This is a genomic window from Paenibacillus assamensis DSM 18201 (assembly GCF_000422445.1).
In the GTDB taxonomy this organism is placed as follows: domain Bacteria; phylum Bacillota; class Bacilli; order Paenibacillales; family Paenibacillaceae; genus Paenibacillus_B; species Paenibacillus_B assamensis.
Genome location: NZ_AULU01000010.1, coordinates 50988 through 73303 on the forward strand (window position 1 = coordinate 50988; position 22316 = coordinate 73303).

22 protein-coding genes and 1 other annotated feature are annotated in these 22316 nt (G+C 44.0%); of the genes, 15 read left to right on the forward strand and 7 right to left on the reverse strand.

Features of this window, described 5'->3' with window-relative positions:
- Positions 1 to 160: 160 nt before the first annotated feature.
- The gene (locus H580_RS0106315; RefSeq protein WP_028594025.1) at positions 161 to 1126 is read right to left on the reverse strand and encodes an aldose 1-epimerase; all 966 of its coding nucleotides are present in this window, start codon (positions 1124 to 1126) and stop codon (positions 161 to 163) included.
- 209 nt (positions 1127 to 1335) lie between these two features.
- Positions 1336 to 1616 (forward strand) — a binding site (T-box leader).
- A 165-nt stretch (positions 1617 to 1781) separates the two neighbouring features.
- Here H580_RS0106315 and trpS point away from each other — a divergent pair.
- A complete protein-coding gene (gene trpS / locus H580_RS0106320; RefSeq protein WP_028594026.1) occupies positions 1782 to 2768 on the forward strand; it encodes a tryptophan--tRNA ligase in 987 nt (328 codons plus the stop codon).
- A 148-nt stretch (positions 2769 to 2916) separates the two neighbouring features.
- On the opposite strand, the gene H580_RS0106325 is transcribed toward trpS, so the two are convergent.
- A complete protein-coding gene (locus H580_RS0106325; RefSeq protein ID WP_028594027.1) occupies positions 2917 to 3141 on the reverse strand; it encodes a DUF5325 family protein in 225 nt (74 codons plus the stop codon).
- A gap of 162 nt (positions 3142 to 3303) precedes the next feature.
- On the opposite strand from H580_RS0106325, the gene H580_RS0106330 reads away from it, so the two are divergent.
- Positions 3304 to 3537 carry an alpha/beta-type small acid-soluble spore protein gene (locus tag H580_RS0106330; protein ID WP_028594028.1) on the forward strand — a complete coding sequence of 78 codons (234 nt, stop codon included), beginning with the start codon at positions 3304 to 3306 and terminating at the stop codon, positions 3535 to 3537.
- Between the two features lie 266 nt (positions 3538 to 3803).
- Here H580_RS0106330 and H580_RS0106335 read toward each other — a convergent pair whose 3' ends face one another.
- Positions 3804 to 4790, reverse strand: coding sequence for a metal-dependent hydrolase (locus tag H580_RS0106335; RefSeq protein ID WP_028594029.1), 987 nt, complete (start codon positions 4788 to 4790; stop codon positions 3804 to 3806).
- Between the two features lie 104 nt (positions 4791 to 4894).
- Here H580_RS0106335 and H580_RS0106340 point away from each other — a divergent pair, with 104 nt between their 5' ends.
- The 3 genes from H580_RS0106340 (at position 4895) to H580_RS0106350 (ending at position 6997) form a co-directional block, all read left to right on the forward strand.
- Complete coding sequence (locus H580_RS0106340; protein ID WP_245583506.1) at positions 4895 to 5191, forward strand: hypothetical protein; 297 nt, start codon at positions 4895 to 4897, stop codon at positions 5189 to 5191.
- 147 nt (positions 5192 to 5338) lie between these two features.
- On the forward strand, positions 5339 to 6268 hold the full coding sequence (cyoE, locus tag H580_RS0106345) for a heme o synthase (protein ID WP_028594031.1): 930 nt from the start codon (positions 5339 to 5341) through the stop codon (positions 6266 to 6268).
- Positions 6269 to 6343: 75 nt separating this feature from the next.
- On the forward strand, positions 6344 to 6997 hold the full coding sequence (locus H580_RS0106350; protein WP_028594032.1) for an SCO family protein: 654 nt from the start codon (positions 6344 to 6346) through the stop codon (positions 6995 to 6997).
- A gap of 22 nt (positions 6998 to 7019) precedes the next feature.
- On the opposite strand, the gene H580_RS0106355 is transcribed toward H580_RS0106350, so the two are convergent.
- Together H580_RS0106355 and H580_RS0106360 are read right to left on the reverse strand one after the other, a co-directional pair.
- Positions 7020 to 7385, reverse strand: coding sequence for a toprim domain-containing protein (locus H580_RS0106355; RefSeq protein ID WP_425414115.1), 366 nt, complete (start codon positions 7383 to 7385; stop codon positions 7020 to 7022).
- Between the two features lie 420 nt (positions 7386 to 7805).
- On the reverse strand, positions 7806 to 9023 hold the full coding sequence (locus tag H580_RS0106360; protein ID WP_028594034.1) for an MFS transporter: 1218 nt from the start codon (positions 9021 to 9023) through the stop codon (positions 7806 to 7808).
- 183 nt (positions 9024 to 9206) lie between these two features.
- Between H580_RS0106360 and H580_RS0106365 the strand changes: the two genes are divergently transcribed.
- The 6 genes from H580_RS0106365 to H580_RS0106395 all read left to right on the forward strand — a co-directional run bounded on the left by H580_RS0106365 (position 9207) and on the right by H580_RS0106395 (position 16625).
- Entirely contained in the window at positions 9207 to 9653 is a 447-nt protein-coding gene (locus H580_RS0106365) for an ATPase (protein ID WP_342663181.1), read from the forward strand.
- Positions 9653 to 10816 carry a transglutaminase domain-containing protein gene (locus tag H580_RS0106370; RefSeq protein ID WP_028594036.1) on the forward strand — a complete coding sequence of 388 codons (1164 nt, stop codon included), beginning with the start codon at positions 9653 to 9655 and terminating at the stop codon, positions 10814 to 10816. The genes H580_RS0106365 and H580_RS0106370 overlap by 1 nt, the downstream gene beginning before the upstream one ends.
- 93 nt (positions 10817 to 10909) lie before the next feature.
- Positions 10910 to 12982 carry a peptidoglycan D,D-transpeptidase FtsI family protein gene (locus H580_RS0106375; RefSeq protein ID WP_028594037.1) on the forward strand — a complete coding sequence of 691 codons (2073 nt, stop codon included), beginning with the start codon at positions 10910 to 10912 and terminating at the stop codon, positions 12980 to 12982.
- 629 nt (positions 12983 to 13611) lie between these two features.
- On the forward strand, positions 13612 to 14346 hold the full coding sequence (locus tag H580_RS0106385; RefSeq protein WP_028594038.1) for a Cof-type HAD-IIB family hydrolase: 735 nt from the start codon (positions 13612 to 13614) through the stop codon (positions 14344 to 14346).
- A gap of 59 nt (positions 14347 to 14405) precedes the next feature.
- Positions 14406 to 14891 carry a DUF456 domain-containing protein gene (locus tag H580_RS0106390; RefSeq protein WP_028594039.1) on the forward strand — a complete coding sequence of 162 codons (486 nt, stop codon included), beginning with the start codon at positions 14406 to 14408 and terminating at the stop codon, positions 14889 to 14891.
- 102 nt (positions 14892 to 14993) lie between these two features.
- Positions 14994 to 16625, forward strand: coding sequence for a putative polysaccharide biosynthesis protein (locus tag H580_RS0106395; protein WP_028594040.1), 1632 nt, complete (start codon positions 14994 to 14996; stop codon positions 16623 to 16625).
- Between the two features lie 146 nt (positions 16626 to 16771).
- On the opposite strand, the gene H580_RS0106400 is transcribed toward H580_RS0106395, so the two are convergent.
- A complete protein-coding gene (locus H580_RS0106400) occupies positions 16772 to 18034 on the reverse strand; it encodes a DUF2515 family protein (RefSeq protein WP_028594041.1) in 1263 nt (420 codons plus the stop codon).
- A 175-nt stretch (positions 18035 to 18209) separates the two neighbouring features.
- Here H580_RS0106400 and H580_RS0106405 point away from each other — a divergent pair, with 175 nt between their 5' ends.
- Both H580_RS0106405 and H580_RS0106410 read left to right on the forward strand, forming a co-directional pair.
- Positions 18210 to 18548: a thioredoxin family protein gene (locus tag H580_RS0106405; RefSeq protein WP_028594042.1), complete on the forward strand. Its 339-nt coding sequence runs from the start codon at positions 18210 to 18212 to the stop codon at positions 18546 to 18548.
- Between the two features lie 255 nt (positions 18549 to 18803).
- Complete coding sequence (locus H580_RS0106410) at positions 18804 to 19736, forward strand: COX15/CtaA family protein (RefSeq protein WP_028594043.1); 933 nt, start codon at positions 18804 to 18806, stop codon at positions 19734 to 19736.
- A gap of 216 nt (positions 19737 to 19952) precedes the next feature.
- On the opposite strand, the gene H580_RS26140 is transcribed toward H580_RS0106410, so the two are convergent.
- Positions 19953 to 20105, reverse strand: a complete 153-nt coding sequence (locus H580_RS26140) for a hypothetical protein (protein ID WP_157282727.1) — start codon at positions 20103 to 20105, stop codon at positions 19953 to 19955.
- 240 nt (positions 20106 to 20345) lie between these two features.
- Here H580_RS26140 and H580_RS0106425 point away from each other — a divergent pair, with 240 nt between their 5' ends.
- Both H580_RS0106425 and H580_RS0106430 read left to right on the forward strand, forming a co-directional pair.
- Positions 20346 to 21059: a Cthe_2314 family HEPN domain-containing protein gene (locus H580_RS0106425; RefSeq protein WP_028594044.1), complete on the forward strand. Its 714-nt coding sequence runs from the start codon at positions 20346 to 20348 to the stop codon at positions 21057 to 21059.
- Positions 21060 to 21224: 165 nt separating this feature from the next.
- Positions 21225 to 22301: a glycosyltransferase family 4 protein gene (locus H580_RS0106430; protein ID WP_028594045.1), complete on the forward strand. Its 1077-nt coding sequence runs from the start codon at positions 21225 to 21227 to the stop codon at positions 22299 to 22301.
- Positions 22302 to 22316 lie beyond the last annotated feature (15 nt).

Here is a 22316-nt window from a genome sequence, read left to right on the forward strand (position 1 = left end):
TCCTATGAAGTTAGTATGGAAAAGTAATTTGTAAATATGCATACGGTTAATAGGATGGTGAATGTAAATAATGCCAAGCATCTGTCGTGGATGCTTGGCATTATTTTTGTCTTTCACGAATGGTCTGTAGTTTTCGAAGTAACTCGTTACAGACTGGGCGCTATGGATGGATAATATCTAGCTCAAGCACGAGTTCAACAGGCGTGTTGGGCAGCAGTTCGATAAGGCCTGTTGTGTCCTGATCGAAAGGAAGATTAGGTGCATCAGGCAGCCACGTATATGGCTCCACACAAATAATTTCATTGGCTTCGCCACGTGTGTACAACACCCAATGTTTGAAATAAGGCTCGTTGCCTGCGTAGCGGATTCGATAGCCATCTTCACGCGTTAGCCAAGCTTCTGGTCGTTGTCCACCAGTACTGAAAACAGTATCATAGTTGGTTCCTTGTAGATTTTGTCCCTTATTCAAGCCTTCGTGTTCGCCTAGCGGCAATGTTCTCCCTGTCATAATAAGCTCATGATCAAGCTCATAGATGCCAGAGACAGGGACTTGAAGCGTCCATTTCTCAGGTTCGCTGTCAAGCTGGAACCATGTATGTGTACCATAGCCAAATGGCGCAGGCTGCTCGCCTATGTTTGTCATTTCCAGCTTTTGTGTTAAGCGGTGTCCTTTTAAAATATGTGTTAATTTCAACTCAAGTGGTGTTGGATATTGCCTCATCCAATTCGCATCTTCTTCCGTACGGAATACGGTAGTAACGATACATTGATCATGTTCTACCACAGCAGATTGAACCGTCCAAGCTTGCGTGCGATGGAGGCCGTGAATGTGATTGTCATTCGCTGTATTTTGGTCGAATTGATAATCGACCCCTGCATAGGCGAAGCGACCGCGACGAATGCGTCCAGGCGGCATCAGCATGGGTATGCCGAAGTGATATGGCTTGGTCATGTAATAATCGAAGTCACTCTCCGCTGGTGTTCTCAGCACATCACGTTCAGCTTGCTTATCCCACAAACGAATGATATTGTTACCGAGGCTGGGCAGCAACGTTGCTTCAAGTGTCTCGCTGTGCATAATGATCGTTTCGTGCCCATTCCAAGTTCCCTTTGTAATTTGATGCATGGAATCCTCTCCTTTATGTAAGCAATCAATACGTTAATGATAGCAAATGGGAGGCGCAATGTCATACTGCTTGTTTGCATAAAAGATTGCTGAGATAGCGGTAGAACGGGATGCGGAGCATAGTAGGCTGCGAGCTTAGCATGCAATTGTTGACAAATGATGATACGGCTGATAATCTAACAAATAACTATTTGCTTGCTTATACGGAACAGAAATCGTTGATGAGGATAAGTAGATTGTGATGAATTCGCTGCAGAGAGCCGATGGTAGGTGGGAATCGGTGCGGACGTCGTGATTGAATGGACCTCGGAGTGTCTTGAGGAACGTATACTTTGTTTATTGAAGTATATTAGTATGCTATGACCGCAGCTCTGCGTTATGGAGGAGAGGCTTCGAGTTAGGTTTGTTACGTGTATCAGATGCAATATGCTGATATGACAACGTGACATCGAAGTGAATTAGGGTGGCAACACGGTCTTTCGTCCCTTGACGAAAGGCCTTTTTTTGCGTTCACAAGTTTGTTCACGTATAGCTCGATTACTGCTATTTTGCATAACATTGAGCTTCTGAACTGCCTTATCCCATTCACGATATTTCTGTTAAGGTGCAAGGAATAACCCGAACAATCATAATCTTAAAAGGAGTGATGATCCATATGAAACGCGTATTATCAGGTATTCAACCGAGCGGTCAGTTGACGATGGGTAACTATATTGGGGCAATGCAGAATTTTGTGAAGCTGCAGCATGAGCATGAGTGCTTCTTTATGATCGTGGATTTGCACGCTATTACGGTGCCTCAAGATCCAGCCGCACTTCGCGAGCAATCCGAGCAAGTAGCAGCATTATACTTGGCTGCAGGAATCGATCCAAGCAAAGCTTCTATTTTCCTACAGTCTCATGTGCCACAGCATGCTGAGCTTGGCTGGTTGATGACGACAATTACGAACATGGGCGAGCTTGAGCGTATGACTCAGTTCAAGGATAAGTCTGAAGGGAAAGAATCTGTTCCTGCTGGATTGTTCGTATATCCAGCATTGATGGCGGCCGATATTCTTGTTTATAACGCAGAGCTTATTCCTGTGGGTGACGATCAGAAGCAGCATTTAGAGTTGACTCGTGACTTAGCGAACCGCTTTAACCATCGCTACGGGGATACATTCCGGATGCCTGAGCCTTATATACCTGAAGTAGGGGCTCGTATTATGTCCCTTGATGATGCATCTAAAAAAATGAGCAAGAGTAATCCGAATGCGGGAAGCTATATTGCCCTCTTGGATGACCCAGCGGTTGTTCGCAAGAAGATTAGCCGTGCGAAGACAGATTCCGAAGCGTTGGTTAAGTTTGATCCGGTTAATAAGCCTGAGATCAGCAATCTGTTAGGTATCTATTCTCATATTGCTGGCTTGAGTGTAGCTGAGATTGAAGCGAAATATGAAGGTCAAATGTATGGCCCGTTCAAGAAGGATTTGGCGGAGCTTGTTGCTAATTTCTTGGAGCCGTTGCAAGCTCGTTATCGTGAAGTGAGACAATCAGGCGAGTTGTATGATGTGTTGAAGCAAGGAGCAGAACGTGCGCAAGAAGTTGCTCAATTAAAGCTTGATGATGTGAAAAAACGGATGGGCTTTGTGATGCCACGCTAAGTATGGCTACGGCTATCACAAGCTAAAATGGAATGGTTGTAATAGGTATAGACCGGATGTAGGCCTCAGTGGCATACGTCCGGTCTTTTATTGTTGGCTGATTAGTTGTATTAGTTGTTTACTTAATCAAGAACAATTGAATCGAGCTTTACTTTGCTGACTGTGAAGGATCAGCAGAGTTTGCAGCAGCAGCAGCTTGCTGTTCTGCTTGCTTACGATATTTTGCCTTGAACATAAATCCAAATCCTACATTGAAGAATGCCAACACAGCACATAGTAAGGAAATCCAACCATTTGAGCTTAAGGTGATGCTTGTTATCGTTAAGAGGATGATGGAGGAGAAAGCGAACCATAAAGCTAATCGTTTGGGCATGATAATCTCTCCTTTGTTCACAAGTTGATTCAGCAATCCCTTAGCGCTGCAACCTTTTGCGATAAATGATAAAAATGTAAGAATAACAATAAGAGAAGCGGACAAAATAAGCTTGCAAGCTTGCATAACCGAACAGCCATCGTGAAAGGGGATTTTCTTATCATGGCAAACAACCAATCTCGTACTAACAACTTGGTCGTTCCACAAGCGACTGCAGCTTTGCAACAAATGAAATACGAAATTGCACAGGAATTGGGTATTCCAATTCCACAGGACGGCTACTACGGTAACTACACGACTCGTGACACTGGAACAATCGGTGGTTACATTACGAAGCGTCTTGTGCAAATCGGGGAACAACAATTGTCAGGCGGCGCAGGTGGCGCAGGTCGTTAATTGCCCCAAGTCATTTTTTTCGAGTTATACAGCACGCTCTTTGTTAAGAGTGGCAGACAGCTGTCCCAGCGCGCGGGGCAGCTTTTTGTTGTGTGAGAAAGGTTGGTTCTGGTACTTTCCGATATAATGGAAGCGAGTAGATAGCTGTGATAAGTTATTTCTCACAAAAAAACATACGGACTTGGAAAACGGTCCGCATGCTATAGGCTGCATGTTATTAACAATGTAACATGTTTCAGTTCTCGAATAAAGAAGGAACTTCCAAGCTATACAGGTTCTAATCCGCATCGCTTATAAAGCTTCTCTTCACTTAACCATCCAATATACGTATCAAGGGTTTCATATTGTGCATTCATCATGACGACAGCTACAAACGGATATTGCTTGCGGTGGCGATATCTTACATCTACCCAGCGTACAACAAATCCATATCCTGTTGGTTGTACAGTTGCACAGCCATAACGGGTGAAATATTGAAACGTCTGTACGACAGTCTCCTTTTTCGAAGCTTCTAAGGCAGGGTGTCTATCACACGCTGCTGTTTCCGTCCAACTGACTACACGATTTTTATGAAGCTGGCCTACACGAAACACATCGTCTTTACATTTCTTTACAAGATTCCATTGTGACCAGACAACTGTCGGAATTAAGGTATAACGCTCTCCTGGCTTGTATTCATCATCGAGCTTTGGCAATCTCCGTATAAGTAAGCGATGAGTCAAGGTCCGCCATACGTAGTAAACAGCGAGTATCATGTACAGGACGGGGAAAATCACGGTAGGCTCAATCCATCCGAACATCCATATGCCTACTGCAACAAGATGAGAAGTAAAAATAAATGGATCAAAAATCGGGATGATGTTCCACGAGATCCATCGTTCTGAAAATGGGCGAATAGCTTGTGTTCCATACGTATTGAACAGGTCTGTAAAAACATGAAGCACAACAGCGATAGCAGTCCATAACAACACATGTGGCCAATGGTTTGTCGGTATGAGCAGATGTAATCCACCAGTAATAAGCAAGCTCCAGACGATTAACATCGGAAGCGAGTGTGAGAAGCCTCGATGGTTTCGTACATAAATTTCATTGCCTTTTAATTTAAAAATGGTATCAAAATCAGGAGCCTGGGAACCAATGATCGTTCCTGCTAATACAGCAGTTGCTGTCGTAGTGTCTGCTGCGACAATGGGATCAATTTGTGAAAGACCCGCTAAGCCTAATCCAATAGCCAGATGCGATATAGAATCCATTGACTTGCACCTCCGCTGTTGTATTGTGGTCAGACTTGAAGCAAAATATAAATAAAAGAAAAAGACCGCCTAAGAGACGGTTCCAACTTAAATGGAGGATGGTCATGGAACGCATTATATTTGTCGAATATCGAATCGATCCTGCTAAGCGGGATATTTACGTAAAGAAGGCTGCCAAACAATTGGCGAACAGACAGGACGTGCTGTGGTACGAAGGAACAGACCAGCCAAATGTATTTGTAGAACAATGGCTAAATACAACGGTGGAGCAATACGAGTCAATGAAGCGAATACGGTTGGAAGAACACAGTGAATGGGATGAGATTACAGATTGTATTCCAGGGGGAAAAGCAAAGCTTCATATTTGGGAGTTTGCTCGTGCTGTTCATGTATCTGAATAAATATGAAACTCCATCCATTGAATTGTCAAATTGATGAACGATTGCAATGAACATTGTCATTAATTGATCTTATTTGCTATGATGAAGATTACAGCAGGAGTTATCAAATTCTGCTCGTTCGGAGAACAACAAGGAGGAACGTGATACGTGGATAAGCAAATCACATATAGAACTTCGCCGGAATCCGCAATTATAACTGAGGAGCCAACTCGGGAACGGTTATGGAAAGAGTTCATTCAGCTTACGAAACCAGGAATAATTCGCTCAAATTTATTAGCAGCGATAGCTGGATTCTGGGTTGCGGCTAAGTGGGATATACCTTGGGTAACTTTATTGTGGATGATTGTAGGAGCCACTTTAACAATGGCTTCTTCTTGCGTGTTTAATAATTATTTTGACCGAGATTTCGACACCAAGATGGAAAGGACGCAGAAGCGTGCTCTACCATCTGGGCGCTTACAGCCTCATGTCGTGTTAGGATATGCCATTGCACTTGGCATCGCAGGACTACTTGTATTATTCTTACTCGTTAATCCCGTAGCAGGACTTTTTGGACTCATTGGAGTGTTCGGATACGTGGTTGTTTATACGTTATGGCTCAAACGAACTTCTACTTGGAGCACATCTGTAGGAGCGATACCAGGTGCAATGCCACCCGTTATTGGTTATACAGCGGTAACTGGATCTGTTGATCTTGGTACTGTTCTTATGTTTGCCTTGCTGTTCTTATGGCAGCCGCCACACTTCTGGGCTCTTGGCGTACTGCGAGTAGAAGAGTATCGCGCAGCAGGCTATCCTTTGCTTCCGGTTGTGAAAGGTATTAAGCGTACGAAGTTGCAAATGATTCCTTATTTAGTCTTACTTCTTCCGCTTCCTTGGCTGTTTTACTGGTATGATTATGCAGGGATCATATATGCAATTTTAGGTACCTTGATTAATGCATATTGGTTATATGTGTGTATTTCAGGGCTGCGTACCTCTAACGACGAAGTATGGGCACGCAAAGCATTTATGATTTCCATTTATGCAATTATGCTGCATTTCTTTGTTATCATTTTAGACACAATGGGCAAGTAATCACTAATTGAGAGACGATGACAAAGCAAGTGAATTGACATTCAAGAGAAGATGATGCGAAGGGGAGCGGGAGCTGTGGCAGCTTTTGTGAAAAAGTATTCGTTACAAATCTTTTTATTCTCATTGGTGTTTTTGTTTGGTATTGCGGCAGCATGGATATACGGATCCGGCATTTTAAATGAGGGCGCAGGACAGTCTGATCCAAATGCTGATTTTTCAGTTATTAAGCAGGCTCCAGACTTTTCACTAGAAAATGTCGATGGCAAGACGGTTTCTTTAGCGGATACGGAAGGCAAAGTTCGCTTATTCTATTTCTTCTTCGCCAGTTGCCCAGATGTATGTCCTCCAACCACTTATATGCTGACAGAAGCTCAGGATATGTTGAAGGAGAAAGGTGTATTTGGCAAAGATGTCGTATTTCATTCCGTCACCTTTGATCCAGAGCGAGACTCGAAAGAAGTGCTGAAGAAATGGGCATTGGAGAAAAATAAAGCGGATTTAAGCGGCTGGTACTTTTTGCGAGGAGAAGAGAAGAAGACCGCTGAATGGATGGAACAGTTTGGTTCACTCGTCATTAAGGACAAGGACGGCAACTTCTCACACTCGAACTATGTTACGTTAGTAGATAGCGAGGGCAATATTCGCAAAGTTTATAACGTTAAAATGGACTCGGATGACGTTACCGCAGAAACAATCACCGCTGGTGTTATGAAGCTTCTTGAATCGTAATCTTTTATATGTTGAATACTTGTTACTCAAACGGGGTTGGAGTCGGATACATGATGTATTCCTCTAGCCCCGCTTTTTCTAGCTGCTGAATGACGTATTCATCAGGCGTTCCTTCCACCCCTGCGTAGCCTCTACGTGTATAAATATGCTCAGCATCTGGGAAAGCATCTCTTAGCACGCCTCTTATTTTTTTCCCTGAAGCATCATTATCCATAAATAAATAAACTTCTCGATCACCCACCTGCTTGATAAGGGTTTCCAACTTGGCTGTGTTCAAGGTTCCGAATGTACATAGTATAACAACATAATCATTCAATAAGCGACGCAGTCTGCTGCGGTCATTTTTGCCTTCTACAATAATCACAATTTCTGTATCATTCATATTCATGTGCGCACCTTCTTACCATACAAAGATTAAACATGTCCGTTTGTTCTATATAGTGTATCACAACGGCAGTAAAACGTTGCGCACGGAACGTACAGAATAAAAATAAACGGCTTGCTTAGCCAGCAAGCCGCATGAGGGAGAGAGTGTGACACTGTTAGAAACAGACAGCTCTTAAAATGATAACTAATAAGATGAAAAGGACAAGGACGCAACCGACTCCTGTTAATCCACCATAATTATTACCACCGAAGCAAGGATTAACATTGCAAGGATCCACACAATGAGACATTCTGTTCACCTCTTTCAGCTCTTATCATCGAACACAATGTATTGTATGAAGCAGGGCAGCAGTCGTGCTGTGTGTTTACCCAGATCTAACGAAGATAGGTATTCGCCTGTTTGTAATATGGATGAATGGATTTAGGTACGCTGCAGATTGGAGCTTGCAGGAATCGCCTGCCAAGGGCGATACCACGGTATAAATGTGACCGCAGTCATTAGAATGATGAAGGCGATGAAAAAGGGAGACACATAAGATCGAAGCTGCCCTGCCAACATGGGACCAAGAAATGATCCGATGGAGAAGGCGATAGACAACGTTGAGAAAATACGTCCATATCGAGCGCCTCCACTTAGTTGTAGCAGGTGGGCAGAAAGCGCAGGCAGCGTAACTCCTTTTGTCATGCCGATTAGAAATAAAGTAACGTATAGCGGTATTGGTGCATCAATCGCCATACAGAAGAAAAGGATAGATAAGCAAAAAGAACCAAGCCAAGTTCTAAGGAAGGCGGAGTACCGGTTTAAAAACAACAAACTTAGTGTGAATAAGGCACCTAAACTGACTGCGGTGAACAACATGCCAGTCTTTACAACGGACTGTAGCGCATTCGCTGCAAAGGGAAGCTCAAAAAATAAAATGCCTTGTGAACAGGCAATCGCTAAAGGAAGTAGAAAAAATCTAAGCGGTATAGGTTGTACTTGGGCTTCTTGAGCACTTGTTTGGACTGCGGTGATGTTGTGACCAGCTTGAGAGGAGTGAGACTCATTTGTTGTTTTCTTGGCTTCGGTCAATCCTCTTGCTGGGTTTGCAAGCTGTGGCGGACGTATAAGGACGGATGCAAGTGCACCGATAACTAGCAAACCAATACCTAGAGCCTGAAAAGCCATCGTGAATCCAAGCTTGGATACGAGGTATGCCCCCGCGGCCGGAGATACAACAGATGCAAGGGTATGAATGAGTCCATTGCCTGCCATCAACTTACCTTGCTGCACTTGATCTTCTGCATAGCGAGCGAGCAGTGCCAAGCATGCAGGGGATAGGAAGGCCAATACAAAACCGCTGATCGAACGTACGATAAGCAGTTGCCATGGATCAGTAACATGGGCTTGTAAAATTAAAAGAACTCCAGCCCCCATCAGACTCCACATAATAAATATACGACTTCCGTAACGATCGACACCGTACCCTGCCAGTATATTCCCGGGTAAATGGGTGAAGGAATACAAGCCCATCATAAGTCCAATAAAGGAAGGGGCCGCACCAAGGGAAACAGCAAAAGGCGTTAATATCGGATATTGGGCATGCAAATCGAAGAAGGCTACGAACAAAAATAAATATAGCCATACGACAGAACGCAATGTTTTCACCTCCTATGGATTTCGTTTATTCTATACTTGTACGCGTAATGGGACGAACTTATTACTTTCAGAGAGTGCAGCGATTGAAATAAGAGGAATCCTTGGCCTTGAAGGATGAATGTATGCTCTTACGTCGATATTGGAAATGATGTATAATACGCTAAGAAAAACGAGAAAGGACAGATGCACAAGATGGATATACAGATGGATACGTTATTTGAGTTCATTAAGCAGAACTGGCTGCTGTTTCTAATTGCACTTATTGTGCTGCTTGTTATTATCAGCTTTGTGAAGACGATGATTAAATGGGCGCTCGTTGTTGTCATTGTGGCTGGCGTGGCCGTATATAGTGGGGTTACATGGAAAGACATTGATCAAGTAGTTACAACAGTGAAAGATGAAACGGTAGCTAAACTAAAAGATCAGGCTATCCAAGCGATGAAGGATGAAGCGAGTAAAGCGACTTATGAGCGCAATAAAGACGGTTCCTACACGGTTAAGACGCCAAGCTTAGAGCTAAAAGGACAAGCAGGAAGCACGAAGGTACACGTTTCTCTTGGCGGAGTTTCACTAGGTGAGTGGGAATCTACAGAGATGATTCGTCAATTCATCGAAGGGGCTAAGAAATAATGATGGATGGATTGATGCAAGGGGGAACTGGCATGATGGTTACACTCCTGCTTGCCCTTGTTCTATTCGTCAGTGTGTGGCAAGGGGTGAGCAGAGGCGCTTCGGGGTCGATGCAGCACCTCTTCTTTTTTGCTATTCATGCTGTGTTAACGTTGGTATCTATGTTCATCGCTTACCAATTAGCGAATCAGCTATCACCTATAGTGGTGGCTTGGATTCAAGATATGCAGTTTACAGTTCCAGCGGAGCCATCTTGGTGGGAACGTTCTTATTTCACTGTCATGACCAGCATTCGTGACTTTGATTTTATGCGTATGTTGTTATTATTTATCGTGCTGTATTTTGTAATCCGACTTCTACTGAATGTTGTTGAGCGATTATTAATTGTTATATGGGCGCCTTCTGTAGATGAAAGAGATGAGCTTGCAAGAACAGCGCGGAAGCGCACAGGGCTGCAGCGATTGTTTAGCCGTTCAATTGGAGCGCTTGTTGGTATCGTGACGGGTGTCATACGCTTAGTCATTATTGTGGCCGTGCTGTTTGGTGTCGTAACGCTGCAGCCAAGCGGCGGCTTCAGTCAGGCCATTCAAGCTTCCGACCTGTATCAGGAAGTCAGTAATCGCATTGTGAAGCCAGTGGCTGGAAGTTGGATTACAGAGAAGCTGCCGGTGCTGTCATCTCAAGTAGAACAGCAGTTCAAGGAGATGATGCATCGTCGCTATGAAGTAATTGATCAATACATCCCGCAAAATATTGAACAAGCGGCGGTGACGATAACAGAAGGCGCTGCTTCTGATAAGGAGAAGGCTAGAAAGTTGTACGATTGGATCGGGACACGTGTTCAATATGATTGGGATAAAGCGAATAACTATTTAGAAAAAGGTGTGTGGAAAGAGCAATCCCCCACGGATACATTCAAGTCTAAATCAGGGGTGTGCATTGATTACGCACGCCTATATGCGATGATGGCGCGTACGGTGGATCTCCAAGTTAAGGTGATTACAGGTGTCGGATACGACGGCAGAGGCGGTTATGGTCCTCATGCTTGGAACAGTGTGTATTTGACTGAGGAAGAGAAATGGATCTTGCTCGATACAACCTGGGCCAGCACTGGAGATTGGTTTGACCGCCCTGATTTTTCCAAAACTCATATTCCTGACTAGTGAAGCACGTAACCCTTTGAAGCTTGTCCTACAAATGTGCTACACTTTATTTTACAGTAATGATGATAGATGACAGCAGGAAGGATGAGAGGCTTGAGTCATCCACACAGAGATGATCCGCAGAAGCGGGAAATAATCAATAGGCGCCACTTTTCGTTTCGCTTGAACGCGTTCTTTTTCATAACCTTTACGGTGTTCAGCGTGCTTATCATACGATTGGCTTTCCTTCAATTTGTTGAAGGGCCTTCCATGAAAGAGAAAGAAACTCGCCTAGGTTACAAAACAACGGCCATTCCACCGCTGCGTGGAACGATATACGATGCATCTAATGAACCGATTGCCTATTCCACGTCTACACAATCTTTGTACTTCACGATTGAGAAGAACTATAAGTTGGAAGAGAATTTGGCAGAAGCGAAGCAGTTGGCCAAGCAATTGGAAACCATTTTCAAAAATTACGGAGATCCAAATGTAAAGCAGCCTACAGCAGATGAAATCGTGAAGAGTATGGATTTGACGGGGCGCGTCAACTATACGTTTGTACCACGATTAATTAAGACGGGGCTCAGTCAGAAAGAAGTTGCCTTCTTCCTTGAGAATAAGCCTGATCTTAAAGGGCTGGAGGTTATTGAGGACAGCGTTCGTAATTATGATAAAGAAGGCGTAGCGGTTCAGCTCGTTGGTTACTTGAAGAAATTCAAAGGTGTTCGTGAGAGTTACGATTACTATAAGAACATCCATGAAAATCGAGACACGATGCCGGATGAATTGCGCTATTTGGAACATGAGGATGTCGGTGTAGACGGACTAGAGTATATGTTCCAAGAAGAACTGCGCGGGAAGAACGGTTTGAAGCGATTCCCGGTTAACGTTGCAGGACGAGTTATTGGAGAAATGGAGATGACGAAGCCAGAGCGCGGTCATAATCTTCATTTGACCATCGACCGAGATGTGCAGTTAAAGACGGAAGAAGCGATTACGAAGCATTTAGAGAAACTTCGCAATTCGCCAAATTCGATTGAACGAGCACCTTACGCTAAGACGGCTTATGCCGTAGCGATGGAAGTGGATACGGGGAATATTGTTTCCATGGCAAGTATGCCGGACTACGATCCGAACGTATGGCGCAATGGTTCCATCTCACCTGAGGATCATAAGGCGAATCAGTTTTATATGGGGAATGGTACGATACGAGAAGTGTATCCACCCTATGAAGATGATCGAGAACGTATGAAGCATCCTTCTTCCTTAGTATATCTTGGGTCGGTTATGAAGCCTCTAACGGTCCTGGTTGGTTTGCAAGAGCAAATGTTTGGTCTGCACGATTCGTACTATGACCGTGGATATGCCGAAATCGGTCGTAAAGGATACGAGCGTAAAATTTGGAACTCCAATCGCCGAGTATACGGATCGATGGATGCTGCTCGTGCTCTTCAAGTGTCTTCGAACCCATTCATGATCGACATGATCGGTAAACGATTGTTTAGTCGTACAGACAAAAACGGGTTGGAAGTATGGGATAGCTACATGGAGATGTTTGGACTCGGTGTATTGACGGGTAGCGGTCTTCCTGGTGAAAGTACAGGGGTTAAGGAATATATTGAAGATGCGAAGCGTTATAGTGCTCAATCCGCACTTGCAAGTGCATCCTTCGGTCAAATGGGTAAATATACGACGCTGCAGCTTGCTCAGTATACAGCGATGTTGGCCAATCACGGCAAACGTCTGAAGCCTCAATTTGTAAGCAAAATTACGGATGGCGAGGGCAATACCGTTAAGGAGTTCCAGCCGGAAATACTGAACGAGGCTCAATTTAACGATGCATATTGGAAAGAAATCGAAGATGGCATGAGCAATGTAACTGCGCATGGATTCGATGGCTTCCCATATTCTTTCTATCGTAAAACAGGTACGTCCCAGCAGCAGGTTGGCGGCAAGCTTGTTGAGAACGGGGTAATTATTGCCTACGCTCCAGCGGATAAGCCTAAGCTGGCGGTAGTAGTGGTTGTCCCAGAAGGTGGATATGGTTCTTATTCCGCAGCTCCAATTGCACGTGCTATCTTTGATGCTTATGATGAAGAAGTTGGTTTGACAGGCACGCCGCGCAAAAAGGCGGAAAGCCCATCAAATGCTGCAAATAGCGAGCAATTAACAGGACAACAGTAAAAGACAGAAGATTTGAGAGGCCTCTCCCTTGTGGAGGGGTCTCTATTGCCTATTTTTAGAGCTAATCCGCACAGTTGGGACGGTTGTAACATAAGAATGAGAATCATAAATCTATTTTTTTTGGAGTAAATGTTGCATTAGAGAAACAGTATTGTGTAAATGGAAAAAAGAAGCGTGAAGGTAACATTATTGCGTGAATACTAATATGCGAACAAAAGGAAGATCAACGATTTTGAATGTGGGAGGATGACAAGGTGAAGACAGATCAGAAGAAGATGAGAAAGAAATCAGTCAAATGGAGTTCTGCCATCAAGCGCTTTGTCATGACGGTATTATTTTTAATGTTTATGTCTTCGATGTAAGAAACTACAGGTGGTGCTGGATGATTATTCGATATTATGCATGTATGCATGCTGAAGAGACTGCTTGAAGCTAATGATTTGCTTCTATGGCAGTCTCTTTTTTGTAGGGACAGCGACCTACGAATTGCTTGGTTGTGCAGGTTCCGTTATGTTACAATATCGTTATGTGTAATTGGATAACAAATCATTGACATAGCTTGTCGCCAATGGTTACACGAAGGGTTGATAAGCTAAGCAATTGTCATATAGACGGGAGTGAATACAGCAATGAGTAAATATACATTATTAGCTCTCGACATGGACGGGACGCTTTTGGATGATGATCATGTTGTAAGTCAAGAGACAGCCAAAGCCATCGCCGAAGCACAACAGGCAGGAGTAACGGTAATGCTATCAACAGGTCGGGCGATTCAAAATGCGCTTCCTTACGCAGAGGAGTTGGGCTTGAATGGACCTTTAGTTGTTGTTAACGGAAGTGAGATTTGGCGCAATCCACAGGAGTTGTACATGCGATATTTGCTGGATCGTGAAGCGGTTCAACAAATGCTGAATTTGTCGGAAAAGTATGATACTTGGTTCTGGGCTTATTCCACGAAGGCGCTGTACAACCGTGAGAAGTGGACTGGGGAAGTTGAGCAAGAAGATTGGCTAAAGTTCGGCTACTACAATGAAGATGTTGACGTGCTATCGTCCATTTTGACAGAGCTACAAGCACTAGGTTGCTTAGAGCTGACGAATTCCGCGCTAACCAATATTGAGATCAATCCAGCAGGCATATCGAAGGCGTCAGGCATACGCACCGTTTGCGAATTGCTTGGCATAGACATGTCCCAAGTTGTCGCAGTAGGCGATAGCTTGAATGATCTCGCTGTTATTCAACAAGCGGGATTAGGGGTTGCGATGGGGAATGCGCAGGATGCCGTGAAGCAAGCTGCGGATGTTGTCGTAGCTTCAAATAACGAGCATGGTGTAGCTGAAGTCATACGGCGCTTTATTTTGTAACACGCGCTGTAGTGCTAGTTTGGAACAATAGAATATAGAGACAGTGAGGGGAAACACATATGGACATTCTCGGTTGGGTACTCGTAATCGCGTTGTTTGCCATTGGTATGGCAGGAGCTATATTTCCAATATTGCCAGCAGCAGTAGCGGTTTATGGGGCATTTTTCGTATATGGATGGTTCTTCGGTTTCGAATCGTTTAACTGGTTGTTCTGGACCATTCAAACGCTAATCGTCGTAGCGTTGTTTGTGTCGGATTATGCAGTTAGTGCATGGGGGGTCAAGCGATTTGGCGGATCACGCCCATCGGTTATCGGCAGTACGATTGGGATCATCATCGGTCCGTTCGTCATTCCTGGATTCGGTCTTATTATTGGTCCGTTTCTTGGTGCATTTATAGGAGAGATGATTACAGGCTCTGATGTGCAGCGTTCCGCCAAGGCATCATTGGGCGCGGTTGTAGGCTTGTTTACGAGTTCGGTTATTACAGTTATTTTGCAGCTTGTTATGATTGTTTTGTTCTTTATTTGGATCTTTGTATTCTAATTTAAAACATTATATTTGATTTGAGTCATATAGGAATAACGAGTTACAAATAATGAATTGCCTTTGGGAATGGTGCATTAATAGAGAAAGAAGGGAAACTTGTTGGCGAAAAAAGAAACATTCATCAAGGGGACGCTTATTATTGCTGCGGCTACGCTCGTAGCCCGGCTGTTAGGCGTATTCCAGCGCGTACCGCTTGAGCATATGCTGGGACCTGTAGGCAATGCCGCCTTCGCCACCTCGCAAAATGTATATTTGCTTATTCTAGCTGTTGCTACTGCTGGTATACCAAGTACATTAAGCAAGATGGTGTCGGAAAAATACGCATTGAACAAAGTGCGAGAAGCTGAGCGCATCTATTATGCAGCGCTGTTGTTCGGTTTAGTATCTGGTATTGTCGTTACCGTTCTGCTTATCGTGTTTGCGCCTTGGTATGCTAACTTTGCTGGACAGCCCGAAGCGGCACCAGCGATACGAGCATTGGCTCCTGCCTTGCTGTTGTTCCCACTGTTGGCGATGATGCGGGGATACACACAAGGTCGCAATATGATGCAAGCAAGCGGTATATCACAAATTGTAGAGCAGATATTGCGGGTGGTTACAGCTATCGGGCTTGCGCTGATCTTGGTGAATAGCGGTGCTTCGCAAGGATATGCTGCGGCAGGCGCTTCGTTCGGCGGCGTATTCGGCAGCATCGGTGCTTTTGTCGTCATGGTTTACTATTTGCGCAAATTGCGCAAAGCGGATCGCGAAGCAGGGCTTCGTGCTCGCAGTATGGGTGGACAAGTTGTTCCCCTGCGTGATATTTTCGCATCTATCTTTACTCTTTCTGTTCCAATTGTTATCTCGATGCTGGCTGTTCCTGCTGTAAATATGATTGACTCTACGTTCACGATACCGTTATTGACGCCTAGCATTGGGGAAGCTCAAGCAACGTACTTGTACGGCATACTTGGACAACGGGGGCAGTCTATTGCAGGAATACCGCCAATCTTAGCAATCGCACTTAGTACATCCTTGATTCCGGTTATTTCATCGGCTTACGCGAAGCGGGATATGCCGCATTTACAGCGTCAGGTTACGCTAGCGATGCGCATTTCTGTGTTGAGCGGCATGCCGCTAGTGCTTGCACTCAGCGTTGGGGCGTTCTCTGTGAATGGATTTATTTTTAGTACAATGGATGGGGCAAGCATCATTTCGATGCAGACGCTTGCAACTATATTCCAAATTTCTATGATGACGTCCAGCTCGATTTTGATTGGGCTAGGCAAGCCATATATCGCGATGATCAGTGTAACAGGAGGCATCATTTTAAAGCTTGTGATGAGCTTCGTATTAGCACCGTTCCTAGGCATATACGGCATTATTGCAGCGACGATGATCGCATTTTTCGTCATTACCTATTTAAACTTGCGCGTATTGAAGAAAGTAGTCAAATTCTCGGTTATCGGCAAACGTTGGCCAGGATTTATATTGGCGACGTTGGTAGCAGGCGGTACGGGTTATGCAGTTGAGTATATCGGCCAACAAATTTCATTGCATACAGCAGTACCTGATAAGCTTGGCCTATTCTTCACTGCAGCATTTGTATCCATTACCGTTCTTGTACTGTTTGTGGCTGGCTTGGTTATTTTCCGTGTTATACGGAGTGAGGAACTATCAGGCTATCCGAAAGCGGTACAGAAGCTGCTGCGACCACTTATGCGTCTGCAGCCAAGCCGTGCGAGCAAGTAGTCAGTAATACTCGATGATTGATTGATACGTTGATAAGATCAAAAAAGACCATCTTGATAAAAGAGCAGCTAGCAGCTGATTCTTTTGCGAGATGGTCTTTTTCGTTCGAGTATTTACTGTACTTTAGTTTAGAATGCTTTACGATATCACAGCATACGGTTGCTATTGGCTGCGATTCGAGCCATAGACTGCATTTCATTTAGCAGTTGGTTATGAGCATCGTTCATGTCGATTCCATGAGGGATCGTTGGCAGAAATAGATTATGCACGGCTCCTTCATCATGGAGCCAATCACCGACCTCGATTGGTGCATGCTGCTCGTCCTGCCATACCTCTACCAAGCGTGGGCTGTAGGCAGTAGTCATGGTACGATCACGACGTAGAGCGAGCTTATCAAGCGTGAATCTGTGCGGCCAATAGTCTGCTCGCGATCCAGTGTGCGGCACGGCACGGGCAAACTTCTGAACTCCTTCAAGTACGTCCGGTATGTCAAACAACATGGTATACAATTGTTTTCCGAAAGCAATGCGCTCTTCAAGATTATCGAAGCGTTCTAACGTTAATCCCACCAATCGCGCTGGAGAAGTAGCGTGAGGCGTCTGGGTCGGAAAAATAACTTGATTCATTTGCATCAGACCGTGAGCTAAAAAGTCTTTGCGTTGTATAATATGCTGCTGAAAGGTAGGATTCTGAATCACTCTACCTTCAATCACATTTTGTTCGTTAATAATGAGCGAGATGGTCAGTAAAGGACTGTTCGGCTGAATCCAAAACGTATCCCATACTGGTGTCATAAAGGCAGATACGTCAAAGAACGGGAGCAAATGAAACAGGCTTTTACCACTTTTACGGCTCGATGCATACAACAATAACTGGCAATAAGCATCATGAAAAATTAAAGCGTTGCATCTTTCCAACATGCGATAAATCCAGTGTCGATATTCGCTGTTCATGAAAGCTGGCAGCCATTCTCCTTTTAGATCTGTCATATTATAGCCTCCATTGCGGGATACCATATGGGCGAGCAATGCCCAGTGCAATTCTGGATGCGACGTGTATATACGTAAATAAGCAGCCGTACGAGTAATATTGCTCCGATTCGCATTGCGTACGCTGCGTTTAATATACTGAATAAGCTCTCGTTCATCGCGGCTGAGATGGTGGCGGTGTATGGTGTGAAACAAGGAGTCGGCACTCTTTTGTTTTCCTTGTTCCAGGAAATAGCGCTTAAGGTTATCCTCAATGCGTATCACATGGGCGTCGTTCCATTCTAATGTACGTGGACGCTGAGGCAGCCAGCGAGCCATTGTATTTTGGATAAAACGACGTATGGCGCTGCATGCGGTACGAATAAACTGTTGTGCGAGTTTGATGGTTTCTTTCCAAGGTATTCCCTTTAATTTGCTCAAAGCAGCACAAGGCTCCTTCCAAATAAAGAATAGTTGATTTTCGTCCGAAGTGAGATGATGAAGTTAGTATACCCATTGGAAGTAAGTTTGTAACAAGAGGTTTGACAGAAGCGGCTAAATAATGAAACAATAAATGAATAATAGCTTATGGTACAACAAAGAGGAGTGAATCGTTATGGAAAAAGTATCAAAAACGGAACGTTTTAATGAAGTAATTGCGCAAGAAGGTACAACGATTGCTGTATTTAAGACAAGCTGGTGCCCGGATTGTCATTTTATCGATCCATTTATGCCGGAAGTGGTACAAACGTATGATAAAGCAACCTTTATTGAGGTTGATGCTGAAGCGCTGCAAGATGTTGCTTCTGAATATAACATTATGGGCATTCCGAGCTTTGTTGCTTATAAAAACGGTAAAGAAACGATTCGCTTCGTGAATAAGCTGCGCAAATCCCGCACCGAAATTGAAGAGTTTGTTCAACGCGCAATTGCTGTCGCTGAAGCGCTAAATTAACGAAATGTAGTAACGCAGCCAGGCCTCCTATTGCTATATAAAGATAGGGGGCTATTGTTTTGCAATTTTTGTCACAAAAAAGTCGTTCTTTTATATAGGTTTTCCGTTATAATGAAATTCATTGGCACAGTTTGTCATATTTCCCCATGGAGCGTTCTGGGGGCAGAATGCTCGGTGATGGACGAATTGCATTTATGATGAGCTAGAAATGAAAATGAATTGAAATTGAGATGAACGACAGGTCAGGTGAATAATGTGGATAGCAAACAGCTCACCAAGATGAAGAGATTTGCCTACCTCGTCTGTTTTGGGATGTTCTTCGTCGTTCTTAACGGAGCAGTCGTAACGAAGACCGGATCAGGCGAAGGCTGTGGGACTGACTGGCCTCTCTGTAACGGAGAGTTTATTCCAGCGTACACGATTGAATCCATGATCGAATATTCGCACCGATTAGTCAGTGGGATTGAAGGGCTGCTGGTCATTGCGATTTTTGTATGGGTTATCCGTCGGCTTAAGAAAAAAGATGCAGTGTTCTATGCATCGTTAACCTTGATTTTTACCGTGATTCAAGCGTTAATGGGAGCGCTTGCAGTTATGTATGTGCAAGTTCCAGCGGTTATGGCGTTACACTTTGGCTTTTCCATTATAGCATTCGCGGCATCGTTTTTACTTAGTTTAGCGATACGAAGGTATGCGAACGATCCAGAAGCTACTGAGGTTGTTGGGGGAGCGCCTGTTAACGACACATTCCGGTATGGAGTATGGTTTACCTTGTTGTATACATATATTGTGATTTACGTAGGCGCATTTGTTCGACATACCGATTCAGGTGGGGGCTGTCTTGGATGGCCGCTGTGCAATGGAGAAATTATTCCTGAATTAACGGGTGGTACGCTTATTGCCTTCTTGCACCGTGTTGCTGCAGCTTTGTTACTCCTCGTTGTAGCAGCGATGTCTCATTTTGCTTACCATTCTCATAAAGATAATCGTGAAATTCAGCTTTGCGGTATTTGGGCACTTATTCTAACCGTTATGCAAGTATTAAGTGGCGCGCTCGTTGTGTTCACTGTGACCAACAAGAACTGGTTCCTGTTCACAGGATTGCTTCATACTGTACTTATTTGCTTATTATTTAGCGTACTTTGTCATCTTGGCATTCGCGTTTGGCAGCTGCGAACGAAGAGATAATAATACAAAAGCAGACCGTTGCACGTTTATCATTGGGATACGTGTCATCTGGTCTGCTTCTTTGTCATCTGGATTTGATGTTCTAACACGGCGAGCACTATGTTCATCTTTTGAGACGTAATGAAATAGTAGGCTCGCAATGAATCATCGTTCCCTATCATTGCCTACATTCACTCCTTTCGATGCAGCATATAGAAGATTCGTGTTTCTTGTAACTTAATCTGCCATGCGGCCTAAAAATACGACAGCTGCCACAGCCTTAGCTGCAACGATCCAGCGGTTATTCCATATTAAGTTTGCGTGGGCTTGTTGACCCTGCGTCTGAATGTTTGCCTTATGAGTAGTTGTTACGATCTGAGTTGTTTTCATAAATAGTACCTCCATGTTTGTTGTTTTGTGTACTGTTTTATTGGTTGCTGTTTCTTGATGACTTTATTGTATCGTTTCGTATGGTGACGAACCATCGAAAGGACTTACTGAAAGCTTACAATATCGTAACTTGGCGACTCGCTTCAAAAGACTGGAGTATGAAGCGAGGCTGTTAGAGTCATGTTAACAATAGTGAGGGAGAGGGTTCCCGTCATTTCATTAACGGATGGAGGACGTATTATGCTCCGAATGTTGTTCGGTGAAGCACCACGCATAGATGAGGGTGAATTAAAAGATGCGTGGGCAAGCATGGATCAGTATTTGTCATTGGTTCGACAACATATGGCTAAGAGCGGTGATCCTGATCATGACTGGCGTAAAGTGGAGATATGGGCGGTTGGATTACAAACATCGCTGGACGAGCTGGAGCAAAGTGTATATGCTTCAGGACGGTTTGCTGATCGCGTGACGAAGCACTATCAAGCGGAGATGAGTGATATCGAGCTTGACGATTATTATCGGCATGTCTATTTCTATAAAAATGGCTTCATTCGCGTGTTTTCTATTTTGGACAAATTAGGGACATTGTTGAATGAGGTATTGTCATTGCATACGCAGAAGGTAAAGCAGCATTTCTCCTTCTTTACCGTGTTACGTCAAATGAGCTATTTACATACAGCTCCAGTTCTTCTAGAGCAGCTCTCGGGGATTAAGGAGACGTATAAAGAAGAGATGCAGCGTCTTCGCAAACGCAGAAACATGGAAATCCATCATATGAATACAGAAATGCAGGATGATTTATGGCAGCGGCATCGAAGTCTTAATGACAAGGTGGAACTAGAAGATATTCAAGCCAATATGCGAGATTTGCAGAAAGGATTAACGATGGTTTGTGAGACGATCGTATATATTTTTGAACATTTATGTCAGGTGAAGATTCGATCCAAACCGTAGTAAATGAAAGGATTAGCAACAGGTTCAAGTATCCGAGAAAGATGGCGGTGCTTGAACCGTTTTTCATTTGCAATCGCATATTCCACCGTTTCACTAGGACAAATTCATGTTCTATGCATATCGTAAAGAGATAAGATAATAGAAACCAAATGGGTGGGATTCGTTATGAACATTCTAATGGTTGCACCTGAGCAAATACCAGTTCCGGGTAACGGTTCAGTGGAAATTTGTATGCTTGCGATTGCGAAGCGGCTCGCCAAAACCGAGAAAGTAACAATCGTTAGCCGTCAAAGCGCAGGTTTGCAGCCGTTAAGCAAGTTGGGTAATCTAACTATTGTTCGTGTCCTAGGAGGAAGTTCACAGACGTATCTCTCATCGGTTCTTCACTATATTGAAGATAAGCAGTATGATCTGATTCAAGTAGATAATCGTCCGCATTATATGGCGGCTATTAAACAAGCAAAGCCTAATACCCCTGTTACTTTATTTCTCCATTCGCTAACTTTCGTACCAGCTTCAAAAGCTGTATCCAAAAGTATAGCTTTCTCCGATTGCATCATTGTAAACAGTGACTCGCTCAAGAGCAGAGTAGCACAGCGATTCCCTAAAGTGGCGCATAAACTTAACCGAATTCATCTTGGTGTTGATATAGAAGTCTTTACTCCATCCCCTGAGCGGGGACGTAGAAAGTTCTTTCATGTTCTTTTTGCAGGAAGGGTTATTCCGCGAAAAGGAGTGCCTGTTATTGTACGAGCGATGAGCATTGTCCGCAAGCAGGTCCCGCATGCCAAACTCATCATTGTCGGTACAGGCAAAGCAAGTTATCTGAAAGAACTAAAAGAGCTAGCGAAGATGCATAACGTAGATGTTGAGTTTAAGGGACGTGTGTCACATAAAAATATGGGCAGTATGTACCGAACCGCAGATTGCTTTGTCTGCCCGTCCCAGCAGCATGAAGCCTTCGGGTTAGTCAATGTAGAGGCGCTGTCATCTGGACTGCCTATCGTAGCGTCCAATATCGGTGGAATAAAAGAAATCGTAAAGCATGAATCCAACGGATACTTAGTTAATCCTTATACAAAGTTTGAAGCCCATGCTAAATGGCTTATATCGCTTGCCATGAACAAGAAGGTCGCTGATAAGCTTGCAAAGCAAGCCAGGAAGGATGCGGTCGAACGTTTTAGTTGGAAGCGTACAGCTGCAAATTTAATAAAGGTATATAAGCGCATCATTGCAGGATGAAGGCTGAGGGATGGT